This window comes from Microbispora sp. ZYX-F-249 (assembly GCF_039649665.1).
Classification (GTDB): Bacteria; Actinomycetota; Actinomycetes; order Streptosporangiales; family Streptosporangiaceae; genus Microbispora; species Microbispora maris.
Window position 1 is genome coordinate 168,314 of sequence record NZ_JBDJAW010000011.1, and the last position, 21,992, is coordinate 190,305.

20 protein-coding genes and 1 pseudogene are annotated in these 21,992 nt (G+C 72.5%); 10 read left to right on the plus strand and 11 right to left on the minus strand.

Features of this window, described 5'->3' with window-relative positions; genetic code table 11:
• Positions 1-294: 294 nt before the first annotated feature.
• From AAH991_RS16010 to AAH991_RS16040, 7 genes and pseudogenes are all read right to left on the minus strand, one after another.
• Positions 295-1,350 (minus strand): annotated as a pseudogene (locus AAH991_RS16010) (quaternary amine ABC transporter ATP-binding protein); the annotation flags it as partial.
• A 320-nt stretch (positions 1,351-1,670) separates the two neighbouring features.
• Positions 1,671-2,390, minus strand: coding sequence for an SDR family NAD(P)-dependent oxidoreductase (locus AAH991_RS16015; RefSeq protein WP_346226607.1), 720 nt, complete (start codon positions 2,388-2,390; stop codon positions 1,671-1,673).
• A 303-nt stretch (positions 2,391-2,693) separates the two neighbouring features.
• The gene (locus AAH991_RS16020; protein ID WP_346226608.1) at positions 2,694-4,976 is read right to left on the minus strand and encodes a tetratricopeptide repeat protein; all 2,283 of its coding nucleotides are present in this window, start codon (positions 4,974-4,976) and stop codon (positions 2,694-2,696) included.
• A 62-nt stretch (positions 4,977-5,038) separates the two neighbouring features.
• Positions 5,039-5,806, minus strand: a complete 768-nt coding sequence (locus AAH991_RS16025; RefSeq protein WP_346226609.1) for an SCO6745 family protein — start codon at positions 5,804-5,806, stop codon at positions 5,039-5,041.
• 72 nt (positions 5,807-5,878) lie between these two features.
• A complete protein-coding gene (dapF, locus tag AAH991_RS16030; RefSeq protein WP_346226610.1) occupies positions 5,879-6,691 on the minus strand; it encodes a diaminopimelate epimerase in 813 nt (270 codons plus the stop codon).
• A gap of 9 nt (positions 6,692-6,700) precedes the next feature.
• A complete protein-coding gene (miaA, locus tag AAH991_RS16035; protein ID WP_346226612.1) occupies positions 6,701-7,612 on the minus strand; it encodes a tRNA (adenosine(37)-N6)-dimethylallyltransferase MiaA in 912 nt (303 codons plus the stop codon).
• A gap of 28 nt (positions 7,613-7,640) precedes the next feature.
• Positions 7,641-8,174 (minus strand): methylated-DNA--[protein]-cysteine S-methyltransferase, encoded by a 534-nt coding sequence (locus AAH991_RS16040; protein ID WP_346226614.1) that lies wholly within the window; start codon positions 8,172-8,174, stop codon positions 7,641-7,643.
• Between the two features lie 42 nt (positions 8,175-8,216).
• Here AAH991_RS16040 and AAH991_RS16045 point away from each other — a divergent pair, with 42 nt between their 5' ends.
• Positions 8,217-8,906 carry a class III extradiol ring-cleavage dioxygenase family protein gene (locus AAH991_RS16045; protein WP_346226615.1) on the plus strand — a complete coding sequence of 230 codons (690 nt, stop codon included), beginning with the start codon at positions 8,217-8,219 and terminating at the stop codon, positions 8,904-8,906.
• On the opposite strand, the gene AAH991_RS16050 is transcribed toward AAH991_RS16045, so the two are convergent.
• Both AAH991_RS16050 and AAH991_RS40480 read right to left on the minus strand, forming a co-directional pair.
• The gene (locus AAH991_RS16050) at positions 8,879-9,829 is read right to left on the minus strand and encodes a ribonuclease Z (RefSeq protein WP_346226616.1); all 951 of its coding nucleotides are present in this window, start codon (positions 9,827-9,829) and stop codon (positions 8,879-8,881) included. The two genes, AAH991_RS16045 and AAH991_RS16050, sit on opposite strands and share 28 nt — an antisense overlap.
• Positions 9,830-9,905: 76 nt before the next feature.
• Positions 9,906-10,106 carry a hypothetical protein gene (locus AAH991_RS40480; RefSeq protein WP_428833992.1) on the minus strand — a complete coding sequence of 67 codons (201 nt, stop codon included), beginning with the start codon at positions 10,104-10,106 and terminating at the stop codon, positions 9,906-9,908.
• A gap of 148 nt (positions 10,107-10,254) precedes the next feature.
• On the opposite strand from AAH991_RS40480, the gene AAH991_RS16055 reads away from it, so the two are divergent.
• The gene (locus AAH991_RS16055; RefSeq protein WP_346226617.1) at positions 10,255-10,980 is read left to right on the plus strand and encodes a hypothetical protein; all 726 of its coding nucleotides are present in this window, start codon (positions 10,255-10,257) and stop codon (positions 10,978-10,980) included.
• A 25-nt stretch (positions 10,981-11,005) separates the two neighbouring features.
• On the opposite strand, the gene miaB is transcribed toward AAH991_RS16055, so the two are convergent.
• Positions 11,006-12,466, minus strand: coding sequence for a tRNA (N6-isopentenyl adenosine(37)-C2)-methylthiotransferase MiaB (miaB, locus tag AAH991_RS16060; RefSeq protein WP_346226647.1), 1,461 nt, complete (start codon positions 12,464-12,466; stop codon positions 11,006-11,008).
• 411 nt (positions 12,467-12,877) lie between these two features.
• On the opposite strand from miaB, the gene AAH991_RS16065 reads away from it, so the two are divergent.
• The 3 genes from AAH991_RS16065 to AAH991_RS16075 all read left to right on the plus strand — a co-directional run bounded on the left by AAH991_RS16065 (position 12,878) and on the right by AAH991_RS16075 (position 17,118).
• Positions 12,878-14,221 (plus strand): sensor histidine kinase, encoded by a 1,344-nt coding sequence (locus AAH991_RS16065; RefSeq protein WP_346226618.1) that lies wholly within the window; start codon positions 12,878-12,880, stop codon positions 14,219-14,221.
• 136 nt (positions 14,222-14,357) lie between these two features.
• Positions 14,358-16,508 (plus strand): sensor histidine kinase, encoded by a 2,151-nt coding sequence (locus AAH991_RS16070; protein ID WP_346226619.1) that lies wholly within the window; start codon positions 14,358-14,360, stop codon positions 16,506-16,508.
• Complete coding sequence (locus tag AAH991_RS16075) at positions 16,480-17,118, plus strand: response regulator (protein ID WP_346226620.1); 639 nt, start codon at positions 16,480-16,482, stop codon at positions 17,116-17,118. The genes AAH991_RS16070 and AAH991_RS16075 overlap by 29 nt, the downstream gene beginning before the upstream one ends.
• Positions 17,119-17,125: 7 nt before the next feature.
• On the opposite strand, the gene AAH991_RS16080 is transcribed toward AAH991_RS16075, so the two are convergent.
• Entirely contained in the window at positions 17,126-17,770 is a 645-nt protein-coding gene (locus AAH991_RS16080; protein WP_346226621.1) for a hypothetical protein, read from the minus strand.
• Positions 17,771-17,943: 173 nt separating this feature from the next.
• On the opposite strand from AAH991_RS16080, the gene AAH991_RS16085 reads away from it, so the two are divergent.
• From AAH991_RS16085 to AAH991_RS16105, 5 genes are all read left to right on the plus strand, one after another.
• Positions 17,944-18,699: an amino acid ABC transporter ATP-binding protein gene (locus AAH991_RS16085; RefSeq protein WP_346226622.1), complete on the plus strand. Its 756-nt coding sequence runs from the start codon at positions 17,944-17,946 to the stop codon at positions 18,697-18,699.
• A 43-nt stretch (positions 18,700-18,742) separates the two neighbouring features.
• Positions 18,743-19,576 (plus strand): glutamate ABC transporter substrate-binding protein, encoded by an 834-nt coding sequence (locus AAH991_RS16090; protein WP_346226623.1) that lies wholly within the window; start codon positions 18,743-18,745, stop codon positions 19,574-19,576.
• Between the two features lie 35 nt (positions 19,577-19,611).
• A complete protein-coding gene (locus AAH991_RS16095) occupies positions 19,612-20,283 on the plus strand; it encodes an amino acid ABC transporter permease (protein ID WP_346226624.1) in 672 nt (223 codons plus the stop codon).
• The gene (locus AAH991_RS16100; RefSeq protein WP_346226625.1) at positions 20,280-21,155 is read left to right on the plus strand and encodes an amino acid ABC transporter permease; all 876 of its coding nucleotides are present in this window, start codon (positions 20,280-20,282) and stop codon (positions 21,153-21,155) included. Before AAH991_RS16095 ends, AAH991_RS16100 begins: the two co-directional genes overlap by 4 nt.
• Positions 21,156-21,237: 82 nt before the next feature.
• A complete protein-coding gene (locus AAH991_RS16105) occupies positions 21,238-21,975 on the plus strand; it encodes a transporter substrate-binding domain-containing protein (RefSeq protein ID WP_346226626.1) in 738 nt (245 codons plus the stop codon).
• The last annotated feature ends 17 nt before the right edge of the window (positions 21,976-21,992 follow it).

Here is a 21,992-nt window from a genome sequence, read left to right on the forward strand (position 1 = left end):
CGGCGGCTCCTCCCGCTCGGCGGGACCGGATGTGACGGGCTCGTCGCTTGCGGGCGTGTCCGCGCCGGCGCGCTCGTCGGAGGCGGTCTCCTCCGTGGCGGCGGGCTCGTCGCTTGCGGGCGTGTCCGTACCGGCGCGCTCGTCGGAGGCGGTCTCCTCCGTGGCGGCGTCCGCCTCCTCGGCCTCCCCCGCCTCCTGCGCTTCCCCCGTCTCCTGCGCCTCCTCCGTCTCCCCGGCTTCCGCCGGCGGCTCCTCGGGGGTGGGCTCGGGCTCCTCGTCAGCGGCCTTGGCGGGGGCGGCGACCACGACGGGCCCGCTCTCGGGCCGTACCGCGCCGAGGATGTCGACCCGGCTCACCACGCCGACCAGTTCGCCGTCGGCGACGACCCGGATGGGAAGGTCGGAGGCCATCGCGGCCGGGACCGCGTCGTGGATGACGGTGTCGGCGGGGAGTTCGGGACCGTCGAGCGGCTCGCCCGGCTCGGGGGCGCGGCAGATCCAGCGCAGCGACAGCACCTGCGCTCTGGGGACGTCCCGCACGAAGTCGGCCACGTAGTCGTCGGCGGGCGCCCCGACCAATTCCTCGGGGGTTCCCACCTGCACGATCGCCCCGGCCCGCATGATCGCGATGCGCTCCCCGAGCTTGAGCGCCTCGGACAGGTCGTGGGTGATGAAGACCATGGTCTTGCCGACCTCGCGGTGCAGCCGGATGACCTCGGCCTGCATGTCGCGGCGGATCAGCGGGTCGAGCGCGCTGAACGGCTCGTCGAACAGCAGCACCTCGGGGTCGACGGCGAGCGCGCGGGCCAGACCGACCCGCTGCTGCATACCGCCGGACAGCTGCTCGGGATAGGAGTCCTCATGGCCCTCCAGCCCGACCAGCGACAGGATGCGCCTGGCCTTCTCGTGGCGCTCGGACTTCCCGACGCCCTGGATCTCCAGGCCGTAGCCGACGTTGTCCACGACCTTGCGGTGCGGCAACAGCCCGAAGTGCTGGAAGACCATGCTCACCCGGTGGCGGCGCAGCTCCCGCAGCTGCTTGGCCGACATCGCGCGCACGTCCTGACCGTCGATGCGCAGTTCGCCCGCCGTCGGCTCGATGAGCCGGGTGAGGCAGCGCACCAGCGTCGATTTACCGCTGCCGGACAGGCCCATGACGACGAAGACCTCGCCCGGCCTGACCTCGAAGCTGACGTCCCTGACGGCGGCGGTGCACCCCGTCTTCGCCCGCAGCTCAGCGGGTTCGAGCTCGGCGTCGGGGCTGCCGATGATCCGGTCGGCCTTGGGACCGAAGATCTTCCAGAGCCCGCGAACCTCGATCGCGGCTGTGCCCACTCTGATTCCCCTCACTTGGCGCTCGCCCGCGAGGCGGCGTGGACGCCCGGGAACGCCAAAGCACGGCGCGAGGGATGCCGCTCGCACGCCGTGAATGAAGAGCGGGGGGCCAACGACTCCTCAGGGCACACGCACAGGCGTTGCGCTTGGCGCAACACGGATCCTGTTTTTTACAACAGGTCTGAGGCTAGGGCCCTGCTGCCCTTCTTATGGTGAAAAATGCCACCTAACATCCATATCGTGATCGTCCGGTGATCTTTCTCCCACACGGGCGTACCAGGCCGTGAGGGCCCGGCGGCGATGGGTGAGGGACGACCCGCTCGGCGGGCCGGCGATCAGGTGGCGAGAATTCCCCCGTCGACCGGAATGACCGCTCCGGTGACGTACGAACCGGCGTCGGAAGCGAGGAATACGACGGCGGCGACGAGCTCCTCCGGGTCGCCCGAGCGCTTCATCAGGACCCGCTGTTCCCGCATGCGGTCGAGATAGCCGTCGGGATACTGCGCCGTCATCTCGGACTCGAAGAAGCCCGGCTCCAGGCAGTTGACCCGGATGCCCAGGCGCGAGGTCCACTGCTGGGCGAGGTCGCGGGTGAGGCCGGCGACGGCGGCCTTCGACGCGCTGTAGGCCGCCTGCGGCAGCCCGGCCGTGGTCTCGCCGAGCACACTGCCGATGTTGACGATCGACGACCCCGGCCGCATGACGCGGGCGCAGGCCTGGGCCATCCAGTAGGTGCCGTTCAGGTTGACGTCGAGCACCCGGCGGAACTCGCCGGGCGTCTCCCGCAGGGCGGGCACGGCCGTGCCGACGCCCGCGTTGTTGACCAGCACGTCGACGCGGCCGAACTCGCTCATCGCCGCGTCGACGAGGGCCTGGCACTCTTCGGGGACCGACACGTCGGTCGGGACCGCCGGGCAGCGGCGGCCGGTCTCCTCGACCAGCCGCCGGGTCCGCTCCAGGCCCTCGGGGCGGCGGGCCCCGATCACCACGTCGGCGCCCGCCTCGGCGAGTCCCCGGGCGAAGGCGACGCCGAGCCCGGACGACGCCCCCGTCACGATGGCCACTTTCCCGTCAAGACGGAACCGGTCCAGGATCACACCCGCCCCCTCAACTCCCGTGATCTTGCAGTTTGTCGCACGAACCCTCGCCCAGCAGCCCGTTCATGCTCCGTGATCTTGCACTTAATCGGCGGAGCGACCGACCACCAGGGCTTTCACCGTTCATGATCTTGCAATTGCAAGATCATGAACGCTATAAGCGCAGCTCAGGACGGTTACACCCAGCCGAAGTGCACGATCACCACGACGAGGTGCGCAGCTCAGAGGGCATACGTGCGACAAACTACAAGATCACCACTGTTAGAGGCCGTACTCCTTGGAGATACGCTCGTGCCGCTCGGCCTCGATGCCGACCTCGCGGGCGAGGTCGAGCCACGCCAGCGGGTGGGACCACTGCTCGGTGACGTCGTCGAGGACGGCGTCCAGCTCGGCCGGCCGCACGGTGGGCGGGATCGCGATCCAGCCGAACACACCGGGAAGCTGCTCACCGGTCGCCGGGTGGGTGACGCGGTAGCTCTCGTCGCTGTAGACCCACATCGGCCAGCCACGCTCGGCGAGGACCTCGTTGAACTCGGCCCACTCGTCCTCCGACGGCGCCGCGCCGTCGAAGAACCAGCTCGTGTAGCCGCCCGGGCGCAGCATCGTCACCCCGGCGAACGGGATCACGAAGCTCTCCCGCTCCTGCTCGTCCTCCGGGATCGGCTCCAGCGGCCGGGGGTCGATCACGACCACGTCGCCCGCGTTGTACTCCATGCCGCGCGGCTGCGGGATCGCCAGGCGGGCGGTGGCCGGGCCGGTCCGTACGGCGAGCACCTCCCGCTGGGTGCCGTCGGGAGCGGGGAGGATCACCCGGACCAGGTGCCACTCCTCCTCGATCGGGCCCTCGCCCGGCTCGATCGGCATGCCGAGCTTCGCGCCCGCGGCCCGTACGGTCGCCCAGTCCTCCACGGCGGTGGACAGGACGATGATCCGCCAGACGTCCTCCTCCTCGCCCTCGCCGGACTCGAGCAGCGGCTTGAGGATCTCGGCCGCCTTGGTGTTGTCGCCGAGCTGCTGGACCGCACCCGACCACAGGCGTCGCGCCTCCAGCCCGCCGCCGTGGGCGACGGCCTGCTCGGCCTCGGCCGCCGTCTGCTCCCACCGCTCACGCGCACGGTGCAGCCGGGCGAGCGCGAGGTGCGAACCGGTCTCCGGCAGCCGGGCCGCGAGGGTCTCCACCCGCTCGTCCTGCCCGGCCTCGATGAGCAGGCCGGTCAGATAGGAGACGTCCTCGTCGCCCGCGGCGGCCGGGTCGCCGTCCTCGACGATCGTCTTCCAGTAGATGTCGGCGCCCACCGGGGCGTAGCCGAGGAACCCGAGCGTCGTCGTGTGCCGCCGGGTGGCCTCGAGGTCGGTGCCGGACAGCGGCCACAGCCAGCCCACCCACCGCTCGGGGTCGGCCGTGCGGCCGTCGGCGGCGTCGAAGTAGGCCACCAGCTCGTCGCGAGGGCCGGGCGGCGGCAGTTCCTTGGCGGCGTCGGCGGCGGCGCGCAGCTCGGCCACCCGCTCGGACAGTCCCTCGGTGACCCGGAGGGTGGCGATCGCGGCCTCGGCGTAGTCGGCCAGCAGGCGGGCCTGCCACAGACCCTGCCGGGAGACCGCCAGGTGCCCGGCCGTCAGCGCGAGCTCGAACCGCGCCCGGTGGCCGCCCACGCTCTCGAAGTAGGACATCCACTGCCGCAGGATGCGGCCGAGCTGCCAGGTGTTGGCGATCGAGCCGCCCGAGGAGAGCATGCGGACGGTGCGCGCCCACTCCACCCACTCGCGCGCGTGGTCGCCCACCACGTCGAGGTCGGGGAGCGCGTCCACGGCCTCCTGCATCCGGCCGAGGGTCGCCAGCACCTGCGAGCGGAGCAGGGCCTCACGGCGGCCCTTCGCGACCGGGTCGTCGGGCTTGAAGTCGGCCGAGGCGTCGAGCGCGGCCAGGGCGTCGTCCGGGCGCCCGGCGGCGAGCAGGGCGCGCGCGGAGGCGGCGCCCAGCTCCCAGCTCGCCTCGCGGCCGGCCCCGCGCAGGCGCTCGACCGCCGCCTCGGCGTACGCGACGCCCTCGGCCGCCTTGCCCGCGTCGATCAGGGCCGCGACGTACTGGGTGGCCAGGCCGGAGAAGGCGAGGGAGTCCGGGCCCACGCCGTCGAGGGCCGCGCCGAGGGAGGCCAGCCGGGCCTCGGCGTAGCCGGGACCGTCGGTGTTGGCCTGGGCGATCGCCAGGACCTCAACGGCGCCGGGGGCGCCGGGGCACTCGCGCACGTCGTCACGCTGCGCGAACTCCAGCAGCGAGGCGGCGTCGTCAAGCGCGACCGCGCCCATCGCCCGGTCGCCGACCCGCCCGAGCAGGTGCCAGTAGCGTGCGAAGAACTCCAGCCACGGCTTCTCCAGCGTCTCGGCGTGCTGCGCGATCGCCGGCGCCACGACGTCGAGCTGGGCGAAACGGCCCTCCAGCGCCTGCGCGGGCACGTCACCCAGCGCCATGGCCAGTCCCGTGTTGCCCGCCTCGTGCAGTTCACGCTGGGTGCCACCCACCCAAGCCCAGATGTCCACGTCCATGAGGAGTCAGTCTGCCAGGTCGCCGACCATGACCCAAACAGCACGCGGCCGTCGCCCCGGCGTCAGCGTCCGAGGGCCACCTGGGAGGCCTCCCGGAGCAGGGCGCACAGCTCGGTGAGCTCCGCCGGGGCGAGCGCCGCGTAGGCGCGGGCGACGAGGTCGTCGGTCAGCTCCTCCGCCGCGGCCCTGCGCTCGGCCGCCTCCGCCGGCGGCTCCGGGTACGGCTCGGGCCAGGCGAGGAAGCGGGCGACGTCGGAGGCCCGGTCGTACGGGATGGGCGTCCCGGTGTTGTCGGCGCCGACGAGGGTGGCCTCCAGCGGGCCGAGACCATGCGCGACCACGGCCGTCGCGTGCCGGGCGCCGCGCAGTTCCCGCACGACGTGGAGCATCTGGGCCGCCAGGGCGGGCCCGTCGCCGGGCCGCGGCATGGCCCGCCATCCGGCGAACAGCGGCGCGCAGAGCGGGTCGGCGCCGTCGGCGACGGCGGCGAGCAGCTCCGCCAGCCGGTCGGGGTCGCCGAGGCCGGCGAGCCTGCGCCGCCCCCAGTCGTGACAGGCCCCGGCGTAGAGCGCGGCGGCCTCCTTGGCGGGGAGCTTGCGCCCGCCCTCCCACGACTCTCGGACGTGCCCGGGCGGGAAGAAGACGACGGCCGCGAGCACGACGTCCGCGTCCACCTCGCCGAGGACGCCGCACCGGCCCCGGAAGTACATCTCCCGCGGGCCGAGGCCCTGGCCCTCGCACAGCGCCTTGGCCTCCCGCGAGATCATGAAGCCCCCGCCGAGTGCCCCGATCGCCGCCTTCGTCTCCACCACCGCGTCACGCGGGTCCATGCGCCCTCCTAGGTTCAGCAGCCGGACTCAGGGTGGCGGATCAGAACAAGATTCTGCAAGTCCCTGAAACGATCAGAGGACGGCGGGCCACTCCCCCGAGGCGACGAGGACGGCGGGCCCGGACAGGTAGCTCGTGTCCTCCTCCAGCGTGACGGTGACCGTGCCGCCGAGGATCCGGACCTCCCACGTGCCGGTGGTCTCGCCTGCGGCGTGGGCGGCGGCGACGGCCGTCGCGACCGCGCCGGTGCCGCACGAGCGCGTCTCCCCCGAGCCCCGCTCGTGCACCCGCATCGACACCTTGTGGTCGCCCACCGCGTTGAAGATCTCGACGTTGACGCCGTGCGGATAGACGCCGCGGTCGAAGCCGGGCTCGCGGCCGAGGTCGAATCCGGCCACCGGCTCCGCCACCGCGCACGCCAGGTGGGGGTTGCCCAAGTTCACGTTCACGCCGCGGCACTCGCGCCCGCCGACGACGGCGCGGCTCTCCCCCAGCACCAGCGGCCTGCCCATGTCGACGGTCACGTCGCCCGAGGCGCCGAGCCGTACGCGCTTGAGGCCCCCGCGGGTGGCAACGGCGAACTCGCCGGGCGCCGCGAGGCCCGCGTCCACGAGGTAGCGGGCGAAGACCCGCACTCCGTTGCCGCACATCTCGGGGACGCTGCCGTCCGCGTTGCGGTAGTCCATGAACCACTCGGCCTCGCCGGCCTGCTCCACGGCCTCCGGGCAGAGCTTGGCCCGCACGACACGCAGGATCCCGTCCGCGCCGATGCCGGCCCGGCGGTCGCACAATGCCGCGACGTCCCGCGCCGACAGGTCCAGCCGGGCGTCGGCGTCCGGCAGGATGACGAAGTCGTTCTCGGTGCCGTGGCCCTTCACAAAGCGCATGGGAGAAGTCTAGGAGGCGCCCGTGATCACGCCGATCGCGCGGTCGGCCAGGTCGGGGGCGTCGAACGGCAGCCACACCACCCGGGGGTCGCGGCGGAACCACGACTCCTGCCGCCTGGCGAACCTGCGGGTGGCGCGCACCGTCTCCTCCCGCGCCCGCTCCTCGGTCCACTCGCCGCTCAGGAACCGCAGGACCTGCGCGTACCCGAGGGCCCGGCTGGCGGTCCTGCCCTCGGCGAGACCCCGCGCGGCGAGCGCGCGCACCTCGTCCACCAGCCCGGCCTCCCACATGCGGCCGACCCGCAGCTCGATCCGCTCGTCCAGGACCGGCCGCGGCACCTCGACGCCGATCTGCACGCTGTCGTAGACCGCGTCGTACGACGGCATCGTGGCCGAGAACGGCCGCCCGGACAGCTCGATGACCTCCAGCGCGCGGACGATCCTGCGGCCGTTGCTCGGCAGGATGTTCTCCGCGGCCACCGGGTCGAGGCCCTTGAGCCGTTCGTACAGGGGCACCGGGCCGGTCTCGGCGAGCTCCTTCTCCAGCCGGGCCCGGATGTCCGGGTCGGTCCCCGGGAACTCCAGGTCGTCGATCGCGGCCCGGACGTAGAGCCCGGAGCCGCCCGCCAGCACGGGCACCCGCCCGCGGGCGCGCAAATCCTCGATCAGGGGACGGACGAGCCGCTGGTATTCGGCCACGCTGGCGGTCCGCGTCACCGGCCAGATGTCCAGCAGGTGATGGGGGACGCCGCGCCGCTCCCCCTCGGAGAGCTTGGCGGTGCCGATGTCCATGCCCTGGTAGAGCTGCATGGAGTCGGTGTTGATCACTTCGCCGCCCAGCCGGAGCGCCAGCTCGACGGCCAGGTCGGACTTGCCCGCCGCGGTAGCGCCCACCACGGCGATCACAGATTGCTGCCCCACACCGTCCAGTGTCCCAGCGGCGGGGAGGTCACATGTCCCAGTCGAGGGTGGGCGGCAGGTGGCCTTCGAGGGTGAGCAGCCACCGCTTGGACTCCACGCCCTCGCCGCCGCTGAAGCCGCCGAGCCCGTTGCTCGCGACGACCCGGTGGCACGGCACGATGATCGGGATCGGGTTGCCGCCCATGATCGAGCCGATGGCCCGCGCCGGGACCCCCGTGCCGCTGCGCGCCGCCAGCTCCCCGTACGTCACCACCTCGCCGTACGGGACGGTGTCGAACAAGGTGCCGAGGACCTGCCGCTGGAGCGGCGACATGAGCCGCCAGTCCACCGGCACGCGGAACTCCTTCAGCTCGCCGTGGAAGTACGCCGCCAGCTCCTCCCGTACGGCGTCCGTACGGGCGGGGTCGTCGGCGGGGGCCATCCCGAGGCGGCCGGCGATGCGCCGCCTGACCAGGGGGCCGTCCCGGAAGTCCGTCGCGGCGACCCCGTCCCCGGTGACGGCGGCGAGCACGTCGCCCAGCCTGGTCGGTACGGTCGCGAACGCCACGGTGCTGCTGTCCATGTGTCCCATTCTGCGGGCGATCGGCCGGGGTAGGGTGAGCGGGTGCTGGTCGCCGCTGCCGTCTGCCCGCATCCTCCGCTGCTCGTCCCGCAGGTCGCCGGGGCCGCCGCACCCGAGCTGGACGCCCTGCGCGCGGCCTGCGCCGCGGCGGTCGGCTCGCTCCTCGACGCCCGTCCCGACGTGCTGGCCGTGGCCGGCGGCGCGGACGTCACCGCGTCCTTTCCCGCAGACGCGGCCGGGACGCTGCGCCCGTGGGGCCCCGACGTGCGGGTGGGGCCGGGGGATGCCGTCCTGCCCCTGTCGCTCACGATCGGCCGCTGGCTGCTGGAGGGGACGCGCGTGCCTCCCGTCCTGCGATTCGAGGCGGTGGGCTTCGACGCGCCGCCGGACGAGTGCGCCGCCGCAGGCCGCGCGATCGCGGGATCGGCGCCGCGGGTGGCGCTGCTGGTCATGGGCGACGGCTCGGCCAGGCGCACCGAGAAGGCGCCCGGCTATGTGCACCCCGACGCCGTGCCGTACGACGAGATGCTCGCCGGCGCGCTCGCGTCCGGCGACTCCGGACGGCTGCTGGCGCTGGACCCGGCCCCGGCGCGGGAGCTGTGGGCGGCGGGCCGGGCGGCCTTCCAGGTGCTGGGCGGCGCGGCGCGGCAGGCGCCCCCGCCGGCCGCCGAGCTGCTGTACGACGACGCGCCGTACGGCGTGGGCTACTTCGTGGCCCGCTGGGCCTGGTAGTCCGCCCGCTTCGGCACCGGGACGCGCATGAGGTCGCGCGCCGTCACGACGTCCCCCGCGTAGGACTTGCGCACCTCGTCCACGAAGCGCGGCTCGTCCGCGACCGTGTAGCGCTCGGAGAAGTGGGTGAGCACCAGCCGCCGCACCCCGCACGCCGCCGCGATCCGCCCCGCCTGGGCCGCCGTCAGGTGCCCGTACTGCGCCGCCATCGCGCTCTCGTCCGACAGGAACGTCGACTCGATCACCAGCAGGTCGACGCCCTCGGCCAGGGCGAAGGCGCCGTCGCACAACCGGGTGTCCATCACGAAGGCGGCGCTCTGTCCCGGCCTGGGGGCGCTGCACTCGTCCAGCGTGACCGTCGTGCCGTCCGGCAGCGTCAGCGTGCCGTGCCGTTGAAGCTCCCCGATCATCGGGCCGCGCACGCCCCGCCTGGCCAGTTCCCCGGGCAGCATGCGGCGCCCGCCCGGCTCGTCCACGCGGTAGCCGTACGACTGGACGGGGTGCGACAGCGGCCGCGCGGTCAGCGTCACGGGGCCCGACGGCCACCTGATCACCTCGCCGGACACCGGGCGGGGCGTGATCACGTCGGTGTCGGCGAAGGCCGACGCGTGGCGCAGCCTGCGCCAGTACGTCTCGCCGCTCGCGGGGTAGGCCGCCCGCACCTCGTGGTTCACCTTGTCCCTGGCGATCCGCTGGACCACGCCGGGCACCCCCAGGCAGTGGTCGCCGTGGAAGTGGGTGACGCAGATCCAGGTGATGTCGTGCGCGCTCACGCCGGCGTGCAGCATCTGCCGCTGCGTGCCCTCACCCGGATCGAACAGGAACCCCTCGCCGTCCCAGCGCAGCAGGTAGCCGTTGTGGTTGCGGTGACGGGTGGGCACCGCGCTCGAGGTGCCGAGGACGACCAGTTCACGAACGGACACACCGCCGATGCTAGGTGTCTTCGGCGCACCGCGGGCTCGGGCTTCCGGTCCGCGGGTCGCCGCCGATCGCCCGGGATCAGGGAAAAGGCGATTGGAATCGCACGATGTCGGAGTCTTCGGGCAGGCATTCCGCCGGCTGCTCGTCCAGCAGCCAGGAGCGGCAGACCATGACGAGCGGTTTCTCCTCCGGGAATCGCCGCGGGAAGAAGTCCCCCGGCCCCCGCCGTACAGGCCCCGCGCTGCCCGGGACGGTGTAACTCGCATTCGAGGCACGCACAAATCAGGGGGGAATTTCCCCATATTTATGGTCGAGGTGGCTTATCTGGGGCTCCCGGAAATCGGCGGAACCGCCGCTGAAATCGCGTACGCGGCGGGCAGACTGAGAAATCCACGACAACAGACCGCCGCATGAAAAGAAAACGACCTTGCCGGATTTCTCCCCCACTCCACGGCATCGACGCGAGGGCCATCCCGTCCTCGCCCTGACGGGCGTGATCGGTGTGACCGCGATCGCCGGGCTCGGCGTCGTGCTGGCCGTCCTGTCCGGGCAGGATCCCGCGCCCCCGGCCGCCCGGCCGGTGGCCGCCGACCTGCGCTCCCCGGTCACGCCGGCACGTACTGCGCCCGGCTTCCCCGGCGCCGGCCCCTTCTTCTCCCCACCGGCCGCCCCGTCCGGGCGGCCGGAGACGGAACCGGAACCCGGTGGACGCGACACGCCGCCGCCCGGGCAGGAGAGCGGGGCGCCGCGGCCGCCCGGACACCGTCTCAGGGTGCCCGGCCCCTCGTCCCGATCCCGGCCGCCGTCGCCGGGCTCGGCGGGCTCGGGGAGCATGCCGGGCCGCGGCGGGACGAGAGAGGCGGAGCGGCACCGGTCCGCCCGGATCGCCGCCCCGGACGGCACGAAACCGGCCGCACGAGGCTCCACGACCGGCGGCTCGGCGACCGGGAACACGGCGGCCAAGGGCACCGCGGCCAAGGGCGCTGGGCCCAAGGACACGGCGGCCCGGGACGCGGGCACGCACGACACGGCCCAGCCCCTCGCCGAGGCGGACGGGGGAGCGCAGACCCAGGTCGAGGATCCCTGCCTGCGATTCGACGACGACCTGCGGCGCGCCTACTGCTACGAGGTCCTGCGCCGCCTCGGCCAGTGACCCGGCCGTCGCGGGGCCCGGCGCGTCAGACCGCCGAGCAAGCGGGCGGCTCCGCGGGAAGCGGCGCGGGACGGCCGATGCCGGGCATGCCCAGGCTCACGGCGTTGCCCCGCTGCGGGGCGGCCTGCCGGGCCTCCCAGGCGTCGCCCGCGCGGGTCCGCCGTACGGACAGGACCTTGTCGGCCACCAGGTGGTGCGGCGCGGCGTAGGTGACCTCGACGGTGACCATGTCGCCGGGACGGGCGCCGGCGGCGACGTCGGAGGCGGCGAGGTGGACGAGCCGGTTGTCGGCCGCCCGGCCGGACAGGCGGTGGGTGGCGTCGTCCTTGCGGCCCTCGCCCTCGGCGACCAGCACCTCCAGGGTGCGCCCGACCTGCTTCTTGTTCTCCTCCCAGGAGATCTCCTCCTGGAGGGCCACCAGGCGCTCGTACCGCTCCTGGACGACTTCCTTGGGCACCTGGTCGTCCATGGTCGCGGCCGGGGTGCCCGGGCGGATGGAGTACTGGAATGTGAACGCGTTGGCGAAGCGCGACTGCCGCACCACGTCGAGGGTCTGCCGGAAGTCCTCCTCGGTCTCGCCGGGGAAGCCCACGATGATGTCGGTGGAGATCGCGGCGTCCGGCATCGCGGCCCGGACCCGCTCGATGATCCCGAGGTAGCGCTCGGACCGGTACGACCGGCGCATGGCCTTGAGGACGCGGTCGGAGCCGGACTGCAGCGGCATGTGCAGCTGGTGCATCACGTTGGGCGTCTCGGCCATCGCGGCGATCACGTCGTCGGTGAAGGCGGCGGGGTGGGGCGAGGTGAAGCGGACCCGCTCCAGGCCCTCGATGTCGCCGCAGGCCCGCAGCAGCTTGCCGAACGCCAGCCGGTCGCCGAACTCCACGCCGTAGGTGTTGACGTTCTGGCCCAGCAGGGTGACCTCCAGGACGCCCTGGCCGACCAGCGTGCGCACCTCGTTGAGGATGTCGCCGGGACGGCGGTCCTTCTCCTTGCCGCGCAGCGACGGCACGATGCAGAACGTGCAGGTGTTGTTGCACCCGACCGAGATCGCCACCCAGGCGGCGTACGCCGACTCGCGGCGGCTCGGCAGCGTGGAGGGGAAGGTCTCCAGGGACTCCTTGATCTCGACCTGGGCCTCTTCGGCGATCCGGGCCCGCTCCAGCAGCACCGGCAGCGACCCGATGTTGTGGGTGCCGAAGACGACGTCCACCCAGGGGGCCCGGCGGACGATCTCGCCCTGGTCCTTCTGCGCCAGGCACCCGCCGACCGCGATCTGCATGCCCTTGCGGGCCGTCTTGATCGGCCGCAGATGCCCGAGGTTGCCGTAGAGCCGGTTGTCGGCGTTCTCCCGCACGGCGCAGGTGTTGAACACGACGACGTCCGGCGTCTCCCCTTCGGCCGCGCGGACGTATCCCGCGTCCTCCAGCAGCCCGGACAGCCGCTCCGAGTCGTGCACGTTCATCTGGCAGCCGTAGGTCCGCACCTCGTAGGTCCGGGCCGCACCCTCGCCGCCCTGTGTCGTCGTCGCGCCTTCGGCGCCCTGTGTCGTCACAGTCTGTGTGGTCGCAGTCATCGCACTACAAGGGTAGGCGCTTCCCCACCCCCGCCCGTACCGGAGCCGTCGCGGACCCGATCGGACCCGGGAAGTGACGGCAGGAGGGGTTTGCCATTACTCAGGCTTGTCTGAAGCGAAAAGTTCGCTTTATTGAGGCATTCGCCTGTGTGTGGTCGTCTTGTGGAGGTGTGGAGGCACACGCGCTCCTCTCCCCGGAGCGGTCGCAGGACCGTGACCGAGCGCACCGACCCACGCTCCCCAAGCGATTGGCCCGAACCGATGGTGAACTGGAACCGATCATCCGTCCTCGTCCGCAGGACTGTTGGCTACTCCGCCGCCGTGGCACTGGTGTGCGCCGGAGTCAGCATGCTCTTCCTGGTGTTCGTGGGCGGCAAGGACGCCGACACGGCCCGGGCCCGGGTCACCGGGGCGTGGGACCGGACGGTGCCCCTCATCAGGCAGGGATACCTCCCTTCCGTGCTGCCGGCCGGCAAGGACATGGCGATCCAGGTCCTGGACACACGGCAGCGGGTCGTCGCCTCGACGCCGCAGCTCGCCGGCAGGCCCCCGATGGCGACCTTCCACGCCACCAGCGACAGCGTCCACGCCGAGCGGGTCCTGTGCTCTCCGGCCGGGCTGAAGGGCTGCATGACGGTCTTCTCGTACAAGGTCTACCAACCGGACGGGCCCTGGCTGCTCTATGTGGCCGTGCCGACGGTCCCGTGGTACGGGAACACCGCGGCGCTGTTCTTCGCGATCGGCATGTCCCTGCTGATGACGGCGATGACGGCGGGCGGGACCTACCGCCTGATCAGAAAGGACCTCGTCCCGGTGGACGCCATCCGCGCGGAGCTCGCGGAGATCACCGCCACCGACCTCCACCGCAGGGTCCCGACGGCCGACAAGAACCACCAGGAGATCAACCTTCTGGCCGAGACGGTGAACGACACCCTGGACCGGCTCGAAGGCGCGTACAAGCGACTGCGCCGGTTCACCTCGGACGCCTCCCACGACCTGCGCAGCCCCATCACCGCCATGCGGGCGCAGCTCGAGGAGGCGCTCATGCACCCGGACGACACCGACTGGCCGGCGATGACCGCGGCGGTGCTCGGCGGGGTGGACCGGCTTCAGGCGATCGTGACCGACCTGCTGACCCTGGCCAGGCTGGACGCCCGCGCCCCGCTCGACCTCAGCCCGGCCGACCTCGGTCAACTGGTCCGCGACGAGCTCGGCCGCCGCACCTACCGAATACGGATCGCCAAGGATCTGCAGCAGGGGGTCTTCGTCGACTGCGACCGGCTGCGGATCACCCGGCTCCTGGTCAACCTGCTCGACAACGCCGAACGGCACGCCACCTCACAGGTCCTCGTCAGCGTGCGAGCCACGGGATCGGCGGCGACGCTGGAGGTCGCCGACGACGGCGCCGGCATCGCTCCGGAGCACCGGGAGACGGTCTTCGACCGCTTCACCCGGCTGGACGCCTCGCGCGACCGGGACTCCGGAGGGACCGGGTTGGGGCTGGCGATCGCACGGGAGATCGCCGAAGCCCACCGGGGAACCCTGACCATCGAGGACAGCCGGCGGGGAGCCCGGTTCGTCCTGCGCCTCCCCCTCAGCGAAGCGCTTCAGCCGGCCGGTGGCCGCGACGGCCGTACCGCGCACGCCGGCGTGTCCGGCCGCTGAACCCATAAAGGCCCCTCGCCGATATATCCGGCATCACGCACTGTCCTGGGACATCGTCCTGTTCGCCTGGGCATATCGGTCGCTAGCCTGAGCCCGACTCAGCGGTCGCGCCGGAGGCGCGTGAGGGAGGCGGGCGGTGCGGCGTACTGCGTGGGCGGTCTGCGCGCTCACCCTGCTCCTGGTCGCCGCGGCCCTGGTGCTCGGCCACCGCAACGGCGCCGGGCTGTTCGCCCAGAGCCATCTTCTCTTCGTCGTCGTCTGCGCCCTGGTCGGCGGCCTGATCAGTGCCGCCCGTCCGGGCAACGCCGTCGGATGGCTGCTGGCCGCCTGCGGCCTGTGCTTCGCGTCGCTGGACGCGACCGGGCACTACGCGCTGGCCGGGCTGCCGTTCGCGACCCCGATGGCCTGGCCGCAGACGTGGCTGTGGGTCCCGGCCAACCTTTCCGTCGCCGCCGTTCCGGCGTTGTTCCCCTCGGGACGGCCGTCGTCGCCCGGGTGGCGGGCGGTCCTGTGGGGGCTCGCCGTCGTCGCCGCCGTGACGGCCGCGCTGAGCGCCCTGCTGCCGGGTTCCAGCCACCAGCTCGGCTGGGGCACGCCGCTGCCCAACCCCCTCGGGGTGCCCGCGCTCGCCGTCGTCACGCCGTTCGTCGAGCCGCTCACGACCGCACTCATGGGCGCCCTGTTCGTGGCGGGCGCGGCCGGTCTCGTACGGCGGGCCCGGCGCGGCGGCGCCGACGAACGGGCTCAGCTCAAGTGGCTCGCCTACGCCGCCGGGCTCGCCGGGCTGATCGTCGCGGGGCGGGTGGCCGCGGGGCTCTCCGACGGCGACCCGCGCTCCATCTGGCCCATCACCAGCGCGTTCTGGGAGGTCCTGGGGACGCTCGCGGCCTGCCTGCTCCCGGCCGCCGCCGCGGTCGCGGTGCTGCGGCACGGCCTGTTCGACATCGACCTCGTGATCAACCGCACGCTCGTCTACGTCCTGTTGTCGGCGTGCGTGTTCGGCGGCTACGTGCTCGTGGTCACCTATCTCGGCGCCGTGTTCCGCGCGGCGGACGGGCTGCCGGTGTCGGTGGCCGCCGCCGGGGTGGTCGCCCTCGTCTTCGCGCCGCTGCGTGAGCGGCTGCAACGCGCCGTCAACCTCGTGATGTACGGCAGGCGGGACGATCCGTACGCGGCGCTGGCCCTGCTGGGCAGGCGCCTGGAGGAGGCGGCGGAGGCGGCGGAGCCGGGCGCGGTGCTCGCCGCGGCGGCCCGGTCGGTGGCGGAGGCGCTGCGCCTGCCGCACGTCGCGGTCGAGGTCGCCGGCGGGCCGACCCACGCCTACGGCGCGCCCTCCCCCGGCGCCGTACGGCTGCCGCTCGTGCACCGGGGCGAACCGATGGGCGACCTGGTCCTTTCTCCGCGCCCGGGCGAAAGCGGCCTCGGCGCGCGGGACCGCCGCGTTCTCGCCGACCTCGCCCGCCAGACGGGGATCGCCGTGCACGCCGTACGGCTGTCGGCGGACCTGCAGCGCTCACGCGAACGGCTGGTGGCGGCGCGCGAGGAGGAGCGGCGGCGGCTGCGCCGCGACCTGCACGACGGGCTCGGGCCGACCCTGGCCGCGCTCACCATGCGGGCGGAGGCCATGCAGGACATGGTGCGCGATCCGGACGCCCTGGCGATGCTCGAAGAGATCATGACGGACGCGCACACGGCGATGGCCGACGTGCGGACGCTGGTGGAGGGGCTGCGGCCGCCGGCCCTCGACACGCTGGGCCTGGCCGGGGCGATCAGATCGCACGCGGCCCGGCTGCCCGGCGTCGAGGCCGACGTGGAGATCGAGGGGACGCTCCCGGCGCTGCCCGCGGCGGTGGAGGTGGCGGCCTACCGGATCACCGCCGAGGCGCTGGCGAACGCGCGCCGCCACGCCGGGGCCGGACGGGTGCGCGTACGGCTCGGCATGACCGGCGGGGCCCCGCCAGGCGCGCTCGAAGTGGAGGTCGCCGACGAGGGCGGCGAGCCGTACGCGGACGCCGGCGGCCCGGTGTCCGCCCACTGCGGGGTCGGCACGGCCTCGATGCGGGAACGGGCGGCAGAACTCGGCGGCACCTGCCTGATCGGGCCGCGCCCGGGAGGCGGGACGCGGGTGCTGGCCCGCCTTCCCGTGCAGAGCGCACCCCAGGACGCGGCGCCGGACACCGCGCCGGACACCGCGCCGGAAACGGCGCCGGAAACGGCGCCGGACACGGCGCCGGACACGATACGACGGGAGGCGGGCGATGGAGCCGATCCGCGTGCTGCTGGTTGACGATCACTCTGCCTTCCGGGCGGGGCTGCGCGCGCTCCTGCGGCCGGTGGAGGAGGTGGAGGTCGCCGACGAGGCGGCCAGCGGCGAGCAGGCCCTCGCGCTCCTCCCCCGTGTGCAGCCCGACGTCGTGCTGATGGACCTCGCCATGCCCGGCATCGGCGGGGTGGCGGCGACCGAGCGGATCACCAGGGACAACCCGCACGTGCGGGTCCTCGTGCTCAGCATGGCGGACGACGACGACGCGGTCTTCGCCGCGGTGCGCGCGGGGGCGCGCGGATACGTGCTCAAGGGCGCGCGGCGGGCCGAACTCGTGCGGGCGATCCGGGCCGTGGCCGAGGGCGAGGCGATCTTCGGCCCCGCCCTCGCCGGACGGCTGATGGGCTACTTCTCCGATCTCGGCAGGAAACCGGAGCCGAGCTTTCCCGAACTCACCCCGCGTGAGCGGGAGATCCTGGCCCTGGTCGCCGGCCACCTGACGAACGTCCAGATAGCGGCCCGGCTCGGGCTGAGCCAGAAGACCGTGCGCAACCACGTGTCGAGCATCTTCACGAAGCTGCGCGTGGCCGACCGGGCCGAGGCGATCATGCTGGCCAGGGAGTCGGGGCTCTAGCCGGTGATCAGGCGGCCCGCCAGTCGTCGACCGGCATGCGCAGGACCTTCAGGGCGACCGTGCCGAACGCGGCGAGGTGGAACAGCGACCCGATGGCCTGGACGGCCGGCGGCTGCCCCATCGTGAGGAACGGCCCGCAGACGCCCGCGAGCGCCGCCACCGGCACCCACCACGGCCCCCGCCGCACGGCCGCCAGGCCCGTCAGCAGCACCAGCAGGCCAACGTGGAGGAGGAACCCCGGCAGGAGGACGCCGTACACGAACCCGCCGAGCGCGCCGGCCACCTCGGTCACCCGGGCGGCCTGGTCGTCCGGAAGGGTGAGCGCCAGCGCCAGGTCGTAGAAGTCGGTCATGAACAGGCAGGCGGCGGTGGCCGCGCCGGTGAGGCCGATGGCCGCGCCGATGTTGCCGGTGCGCGGCGCCCGGCGGCGCAGCAGATGGGCGAGCCCGAGGATCACCGGGACCAGGCAGACGGTCGCCCACTGGAACAGCAGCGCGCTGGCCTGCACCTGCACGGGACTCGCGCGGAACACGGCGGGATCGTGCTCGGTGCCCGGCGGCGAGGTGAGGAAGGCCAGGCCCAGCAGGACGGGCCACGCCAGCATGGCGGTTCCCGCGACGGTCTTACGGAACAGGTCCGGATTTCTCAGCATTTGGACTCCTTCACGACGAGTGATCGGCAGGAGCCAACCGGGACCGCGTCCCGGGCCGCATGGGCCGGCCGTGCCCGGCCGCCGGGATGGGGTCCTGAACAGCCGGGATGTGACCGATTCGGTACCGGGACGTTAGTGACTTGGTCGTCTTGACACCCCTACGTTTGATGACCATGACGGAGAACAGTGGTGGGGCCCCGCTTGTCAGGCTGGAGGGAGTCAACAAGCATTTCGGTCCGCTGCACGTGCTCAGGGACATCGAGCTGAGCGTGGGCCGGGGCGAGGTGGTCGTCGTCATCGGCCCGTCCGGCAGCGGCAAGTCGACCTTGTGCCGTGTGATCAACCGGCTGGAGACCATCGACGGCGGGAGCATCGTCTTCGACGGTCAGGAGCTTCCCGCGGAGGGCCGCGCCCTCGCCCGCCTGCGGTCCGAGGTGGGAATGGTGTTCCAGTCCTTCAACCTGTTCTCCCACAAGACGATCCTGGAGAACGTCACGCTCGGCCCGGTCAGAGTACGGAAGGTCTCCCGGCAGCAGGCCGAGCAGCGGGGCATGGAGCTGCTCGAACGGGTCGGCATCGCCTCGCAGGCCGGCAAGTATCCCGCCCAGCTGTCCGGAGGTCAGCAGCAGCGTGCCGCCATCGCCCGCGCGCTGGCGATGGACCCCAAGATGATCCTGTTCGACGAGCCGACCTCGGCCCTCGACCCCGAGATGGTCCAGGAAGTGCTCGACGTGATGACCGGCCTGGCGCGCGACGGCATGACGATGATGGTCGTCACCCACGAGATGGGCTTCGCCCGCCGGGCGGCCAACCGGGTCGTCTTCATGGCCGACGGCCAGATCGTCGAGGAGGGCGAGCCCTCGGAGTTCTTCACCCAGCCGAGCACCGAGCGCGCCCGCGACTTCCTTTCCAAGATCCTCACCCACTGATCCCCGCTCACGACAAGCTCCACGAAAGCGAAAGGTGACACGGATGCGATTCGGAGCCGGCCTGCTCGCGCTCGCCGCCCTGGCTACCGGCCTGACGGCCTGCGGCAACTCCGGGGCGGACTCGATCGCCGACAAGGCGAAGAACGACAAGAAGCTCGTCATCGGCATCAAGATCGACCAGCCGGGCTGGGGGCTGAAGAAGCCCGACGGCAGCTACGGCGGGTTCGACGTGGACGTGGCCAGGTACGTCGCCAAGGAACTCGGCGTGCCGGAGAGCGGGATCACCTTCAAGGAGGCCCAGTCGGCCAACCGCGAGCCGTTCATCCAGCAGGGCCAGGTGGACATGGTCGTGGCGACCTACTCCATCACCGACGAGCGCAAGAAGAAGATCTCCTTCGCCGGTCCCTACCTGGTCACCGGGCAGGACATCCTCGTCCGCGCGGACGACACCTCGATCACCGGGGTCGACTCCCTCAAGGACAAGAAGGTCTGCGGCGCCCAGGGCTCGTCGTCGCCGAAGCGGCTCGCCGACAAGTTCGGGGCCGAGTGGGAGTCCAAGAACCTCACCCAGCAGCAGGGGTACGGCGCCTGCCTCCCGCTGCTGGAGAACAAGCAGGTCGACGCGATCTCCACGGACGCGACGATCCTCGCCGGGTTCGCCGCCCAGTTCCCCGGCAAGTTCAAGCTGATCGGCCAGCCGTTCAGCGAGGAGAAGTACGGCATCGGCATCAAGATGGACGACAAGGCCGGCCGCGACGCGATCAACAACGCCATCGAGAAGTTCTTCAACGACGGCAGCTGGCGCAAGGCCCTCGACGCCAACCTCGGCGAGTTCGGCAAGTACTTCACGACGCCGCCGTCCGTCGAGCGGTACTAGGACGGCGCGGAAGCGGCACTGAGAGGAGGCCGGCGGTGGAGGCCGTCGTCGACGAGCTTCCCGTCATCCTCGGCGCGTTCTGGCTGACGGTGAAGCTCACGGTGGTCAGCGGGGTCATCTCGCTGGTCTGGGGGATCGTGCTGGCGGCCATGCGCGTCAGTCCGCTGCCGGTGCTGCGAGGGGCGGGCGCGCTGTACGTCAACGTGCTGCGCAACACGCCCCTCACGTTGATCATCGTGTTCTGCGGCCTCGGCCTGGGCACGGTGATGAACGTCCAGTTCTCCCGGGACGACCTGTCGCTCAACAGCTTCTGGCTGTCGATCATCGGGTTGTCCGCCTACACGTCCGCCTTCGTCTGCGAGGTGGTGCGGTCCGGGATCAACACCGTGCCACTCGGGCAGGCGGAGGCGGCGCGGGCGATCGGCCTGACGTTCCTGCAGACGCTCCGCCTGGTGATCCTCCCCCAGGCGGTGCGCACGGTCATCGCGCCGCTCGGGAGCCTGCTGAACGCGCTGGTCAAGAACACGACGGTCGCGGCCGCGATCGGCGTCATGGAGGCGGCGCTGCGGATGAAGAACCTGTTCGACGCCCACGGAGACGCGATCATTCCCATCTTCCTCGGCTTCGCGGCCGGGTTCGTCGTGCTGACCCTTCCCCTGAACCTGCTGTCCGGCCGGCTGGCCCGGCGCCTGGCGGTGGTCCGATGACGGAGCGCGGCGCCACCGTCCTCTACGACGTCCCGGGCCCGCGGACCCGGTTGCGCAACAACGTGCTGACGCTCGCGTTCGGCGTCGTCCTGCTGCTGGTCGCGTACTTCGTGTGGACGAAGTTCGACGAGAAGGGCCAGTGGAAGGGCGAGCTGTGGGAGCCGTTCCTGCGGGCCGACACCTGGACCGAGCTGATCCTGCCCGGCCTCCTCAACACGCTGACCGCCGCCGCGCTCGCCGCGGTGCTCGCGCTGCTGTTCGGCGCGGTGTTCGGCATCGCGCGCCTGTCGGACCACCGCTGGGTGCGGATCCCGGCCGCGGTGGTCGTCGAGGCCTTCCGCGCGGTCCCGGTGCTGATGCTCATCTTCTTCGCGCAGTACGGCGGGAGCCTGGCCGGGCTGGTCGTGACCGAGTTCGCGGCCGTGGTCTTCGGCCTGACGGTCTACAACGGGTCGGTCCTGGCCGAGATCGTGCGCGCGGGCATCCTCGCCGTGCCGCGCGGCCAGGCCGAGGCGGGATCCGCCATCGGCCTGCGCAAGAACCAGGTGATGCGGCTGATCCTGCTGCCGCAGGCGGTCACCGCGATGATGCCCGCGATCGTCAGCCAGCTCGTGGTGCTGCTCAAGGACACCGCGCTCGGCTTCGTCGTGGCCTACGCCGACCTGCTGAACGCGGGCGCCCGCGTGGTGCCGGCCAACTACGCCAACCTGATCCCCTCGGTCATCGTGATCGCGGTGGTCTACATCGCGATCAACCTGGCCCTGGGCTACCTCGCCACCTGGCTGGAGCGGCGCAGCAGGCGCAGCCGCAAGGTCTCGGCCGACCCGGCCGCCGCGGAGATGGCCGGCGGCGAGGTCCCGCTCGTGCGCTGATGCCGTACGGCCCGCGCGGGTAAAGGGATCTTTGCCGTGTCGCTGCTGGCACCGGGGTGCGCCCGGCCCCGATATTGAGCGCGTGTGGCGTGGCGGTGCCGTGGTCGGCGTCCTGGCTGCCGTGTTCCTCGCCGGTGGGTGCGGGAACGACGGCACGCTGGTGGTCGGCGTGCGCCCCGGGCAGCCGGGCCTGGTCACCCGGCTCCCCGACGGCCGCTACAGCGGGTTCGACATCCAAGTGGCGCAGTACGTCGCCCGGGCGCTCGGCTACCGCGACGACCAGGTCGTCTACACGCTCGACCCGTCGCGGGCCGACCTCGTCGTCGGCGCCACGGGCCCGGCGGGCTCCCGGTACGTCGCCGGGCCCTACCTGGTGACCAGCACCGACATCCTCGTCCGGGCCGGCGACCTGTCCGTCCGCCGCCCGCGCGACCTCGCCCGCAAGCGCGTCTGCGCCACCAGGGAGTCGGCGGAGCCTCTCGTGAAGAGGTTCGGCACCCGGTGGCGGCAGTTCTTCCTCGCCGAGGCGAACCTGCCCGCGGCCTGCGCGCCGCTGCTGGCCTCCGGCCGGACCGACGCGATCGTGGCCGACGCCCCCGTGCTCGCCGGGCTGTCGGCGCAGTATCCCGGCAGGTTCCGCTTCAGCGGCAAACCTCTGGCGACCGAGGAGTACGGCATCGCCGCCGGGACGCCCGCGCTGCGTGACCAGGTCGAGGAGGCGCTGCGCCGGATGTTCGAGGACGGCACCTGGAAGCGGACGGTCATCGACCAGCTCGGCCCGCTCGCCACCCGCTACACCGCTCCCCCGTCCCTCGGCTGATGCCTTGCCGCATTCCC

What these genes read in the sequence shown, in the direction of transcription:
- AAH991_RS16080 (WP_346226621.1), bottom strand. Translation starts at nt 17,770, where the DNA reads ATGCTGAGAAATCCGGACCTGTTCCGTAAGACCGTCGCGGGAACCGCC.
- AAH991_RS16100 (WP_346226625.1), top strand. Translation starts at nt 20,280, where the DNA reads ATGACGGAGCGCGGCGCCACCGTCCTCTACGACGTCCCGGGCCCGCGG.
- AAH991_RS16020 (WP_346226608.1), bottom strand. Translation starts at nt 4,976, where the DNA reads ATGGACGTGGACATCTGGGCTTGGGTGGGTGGCACCCAGCGTGAACTG.
- AAH991_RS16040 (WP_346226614.1), bottom strand. Translation starts at nt 8,174, where the DNA reads ATGGACAGCAGCACCGTGGCGTTCGCGACCGTACCGACCAGGCTGGGC.
- AAH991_RS16090 (WP_346226623.1), top strand. Translation starts at nt 18,743, where the DNA reads ATGCGATTCGGAGCCGGCCTGCTCGCGCTCGCCGCCCTGGCTACCGGC.
- AAH991_RS16075 (WP_346226620.1), top strand. Translation starts at nt 16,480, where the DNA reads ATGGAGCCGATCCGCGTGCTGCTGGTTGACGATCACTCTGCCTTCCGG.
- AAH991_RS16025 (WP_346226609.1), bottom strand. Translation starts at nt 5,806, where the DNA reads ATGGACCCGCGTGACGCGGTGGTGGAGACGAAGGCGGCGATCGGGGCA.
- dapF (WP_346226610.1), bottom strand. Translation starts at nt 6,691, where the DNA reads ATGCGCTTTGTGAAGGGCCACGGCACCGAGAACGACTTCGTCATCCTG.
- AAH991_RS16085 (WP_346226622.1), top strand. Translation starts at nt 17,944, where the DNA reads ATGACGGAGAACAGTGGTGGGGCCCCGCTTGTCAGGCTGGAGGGAGTC.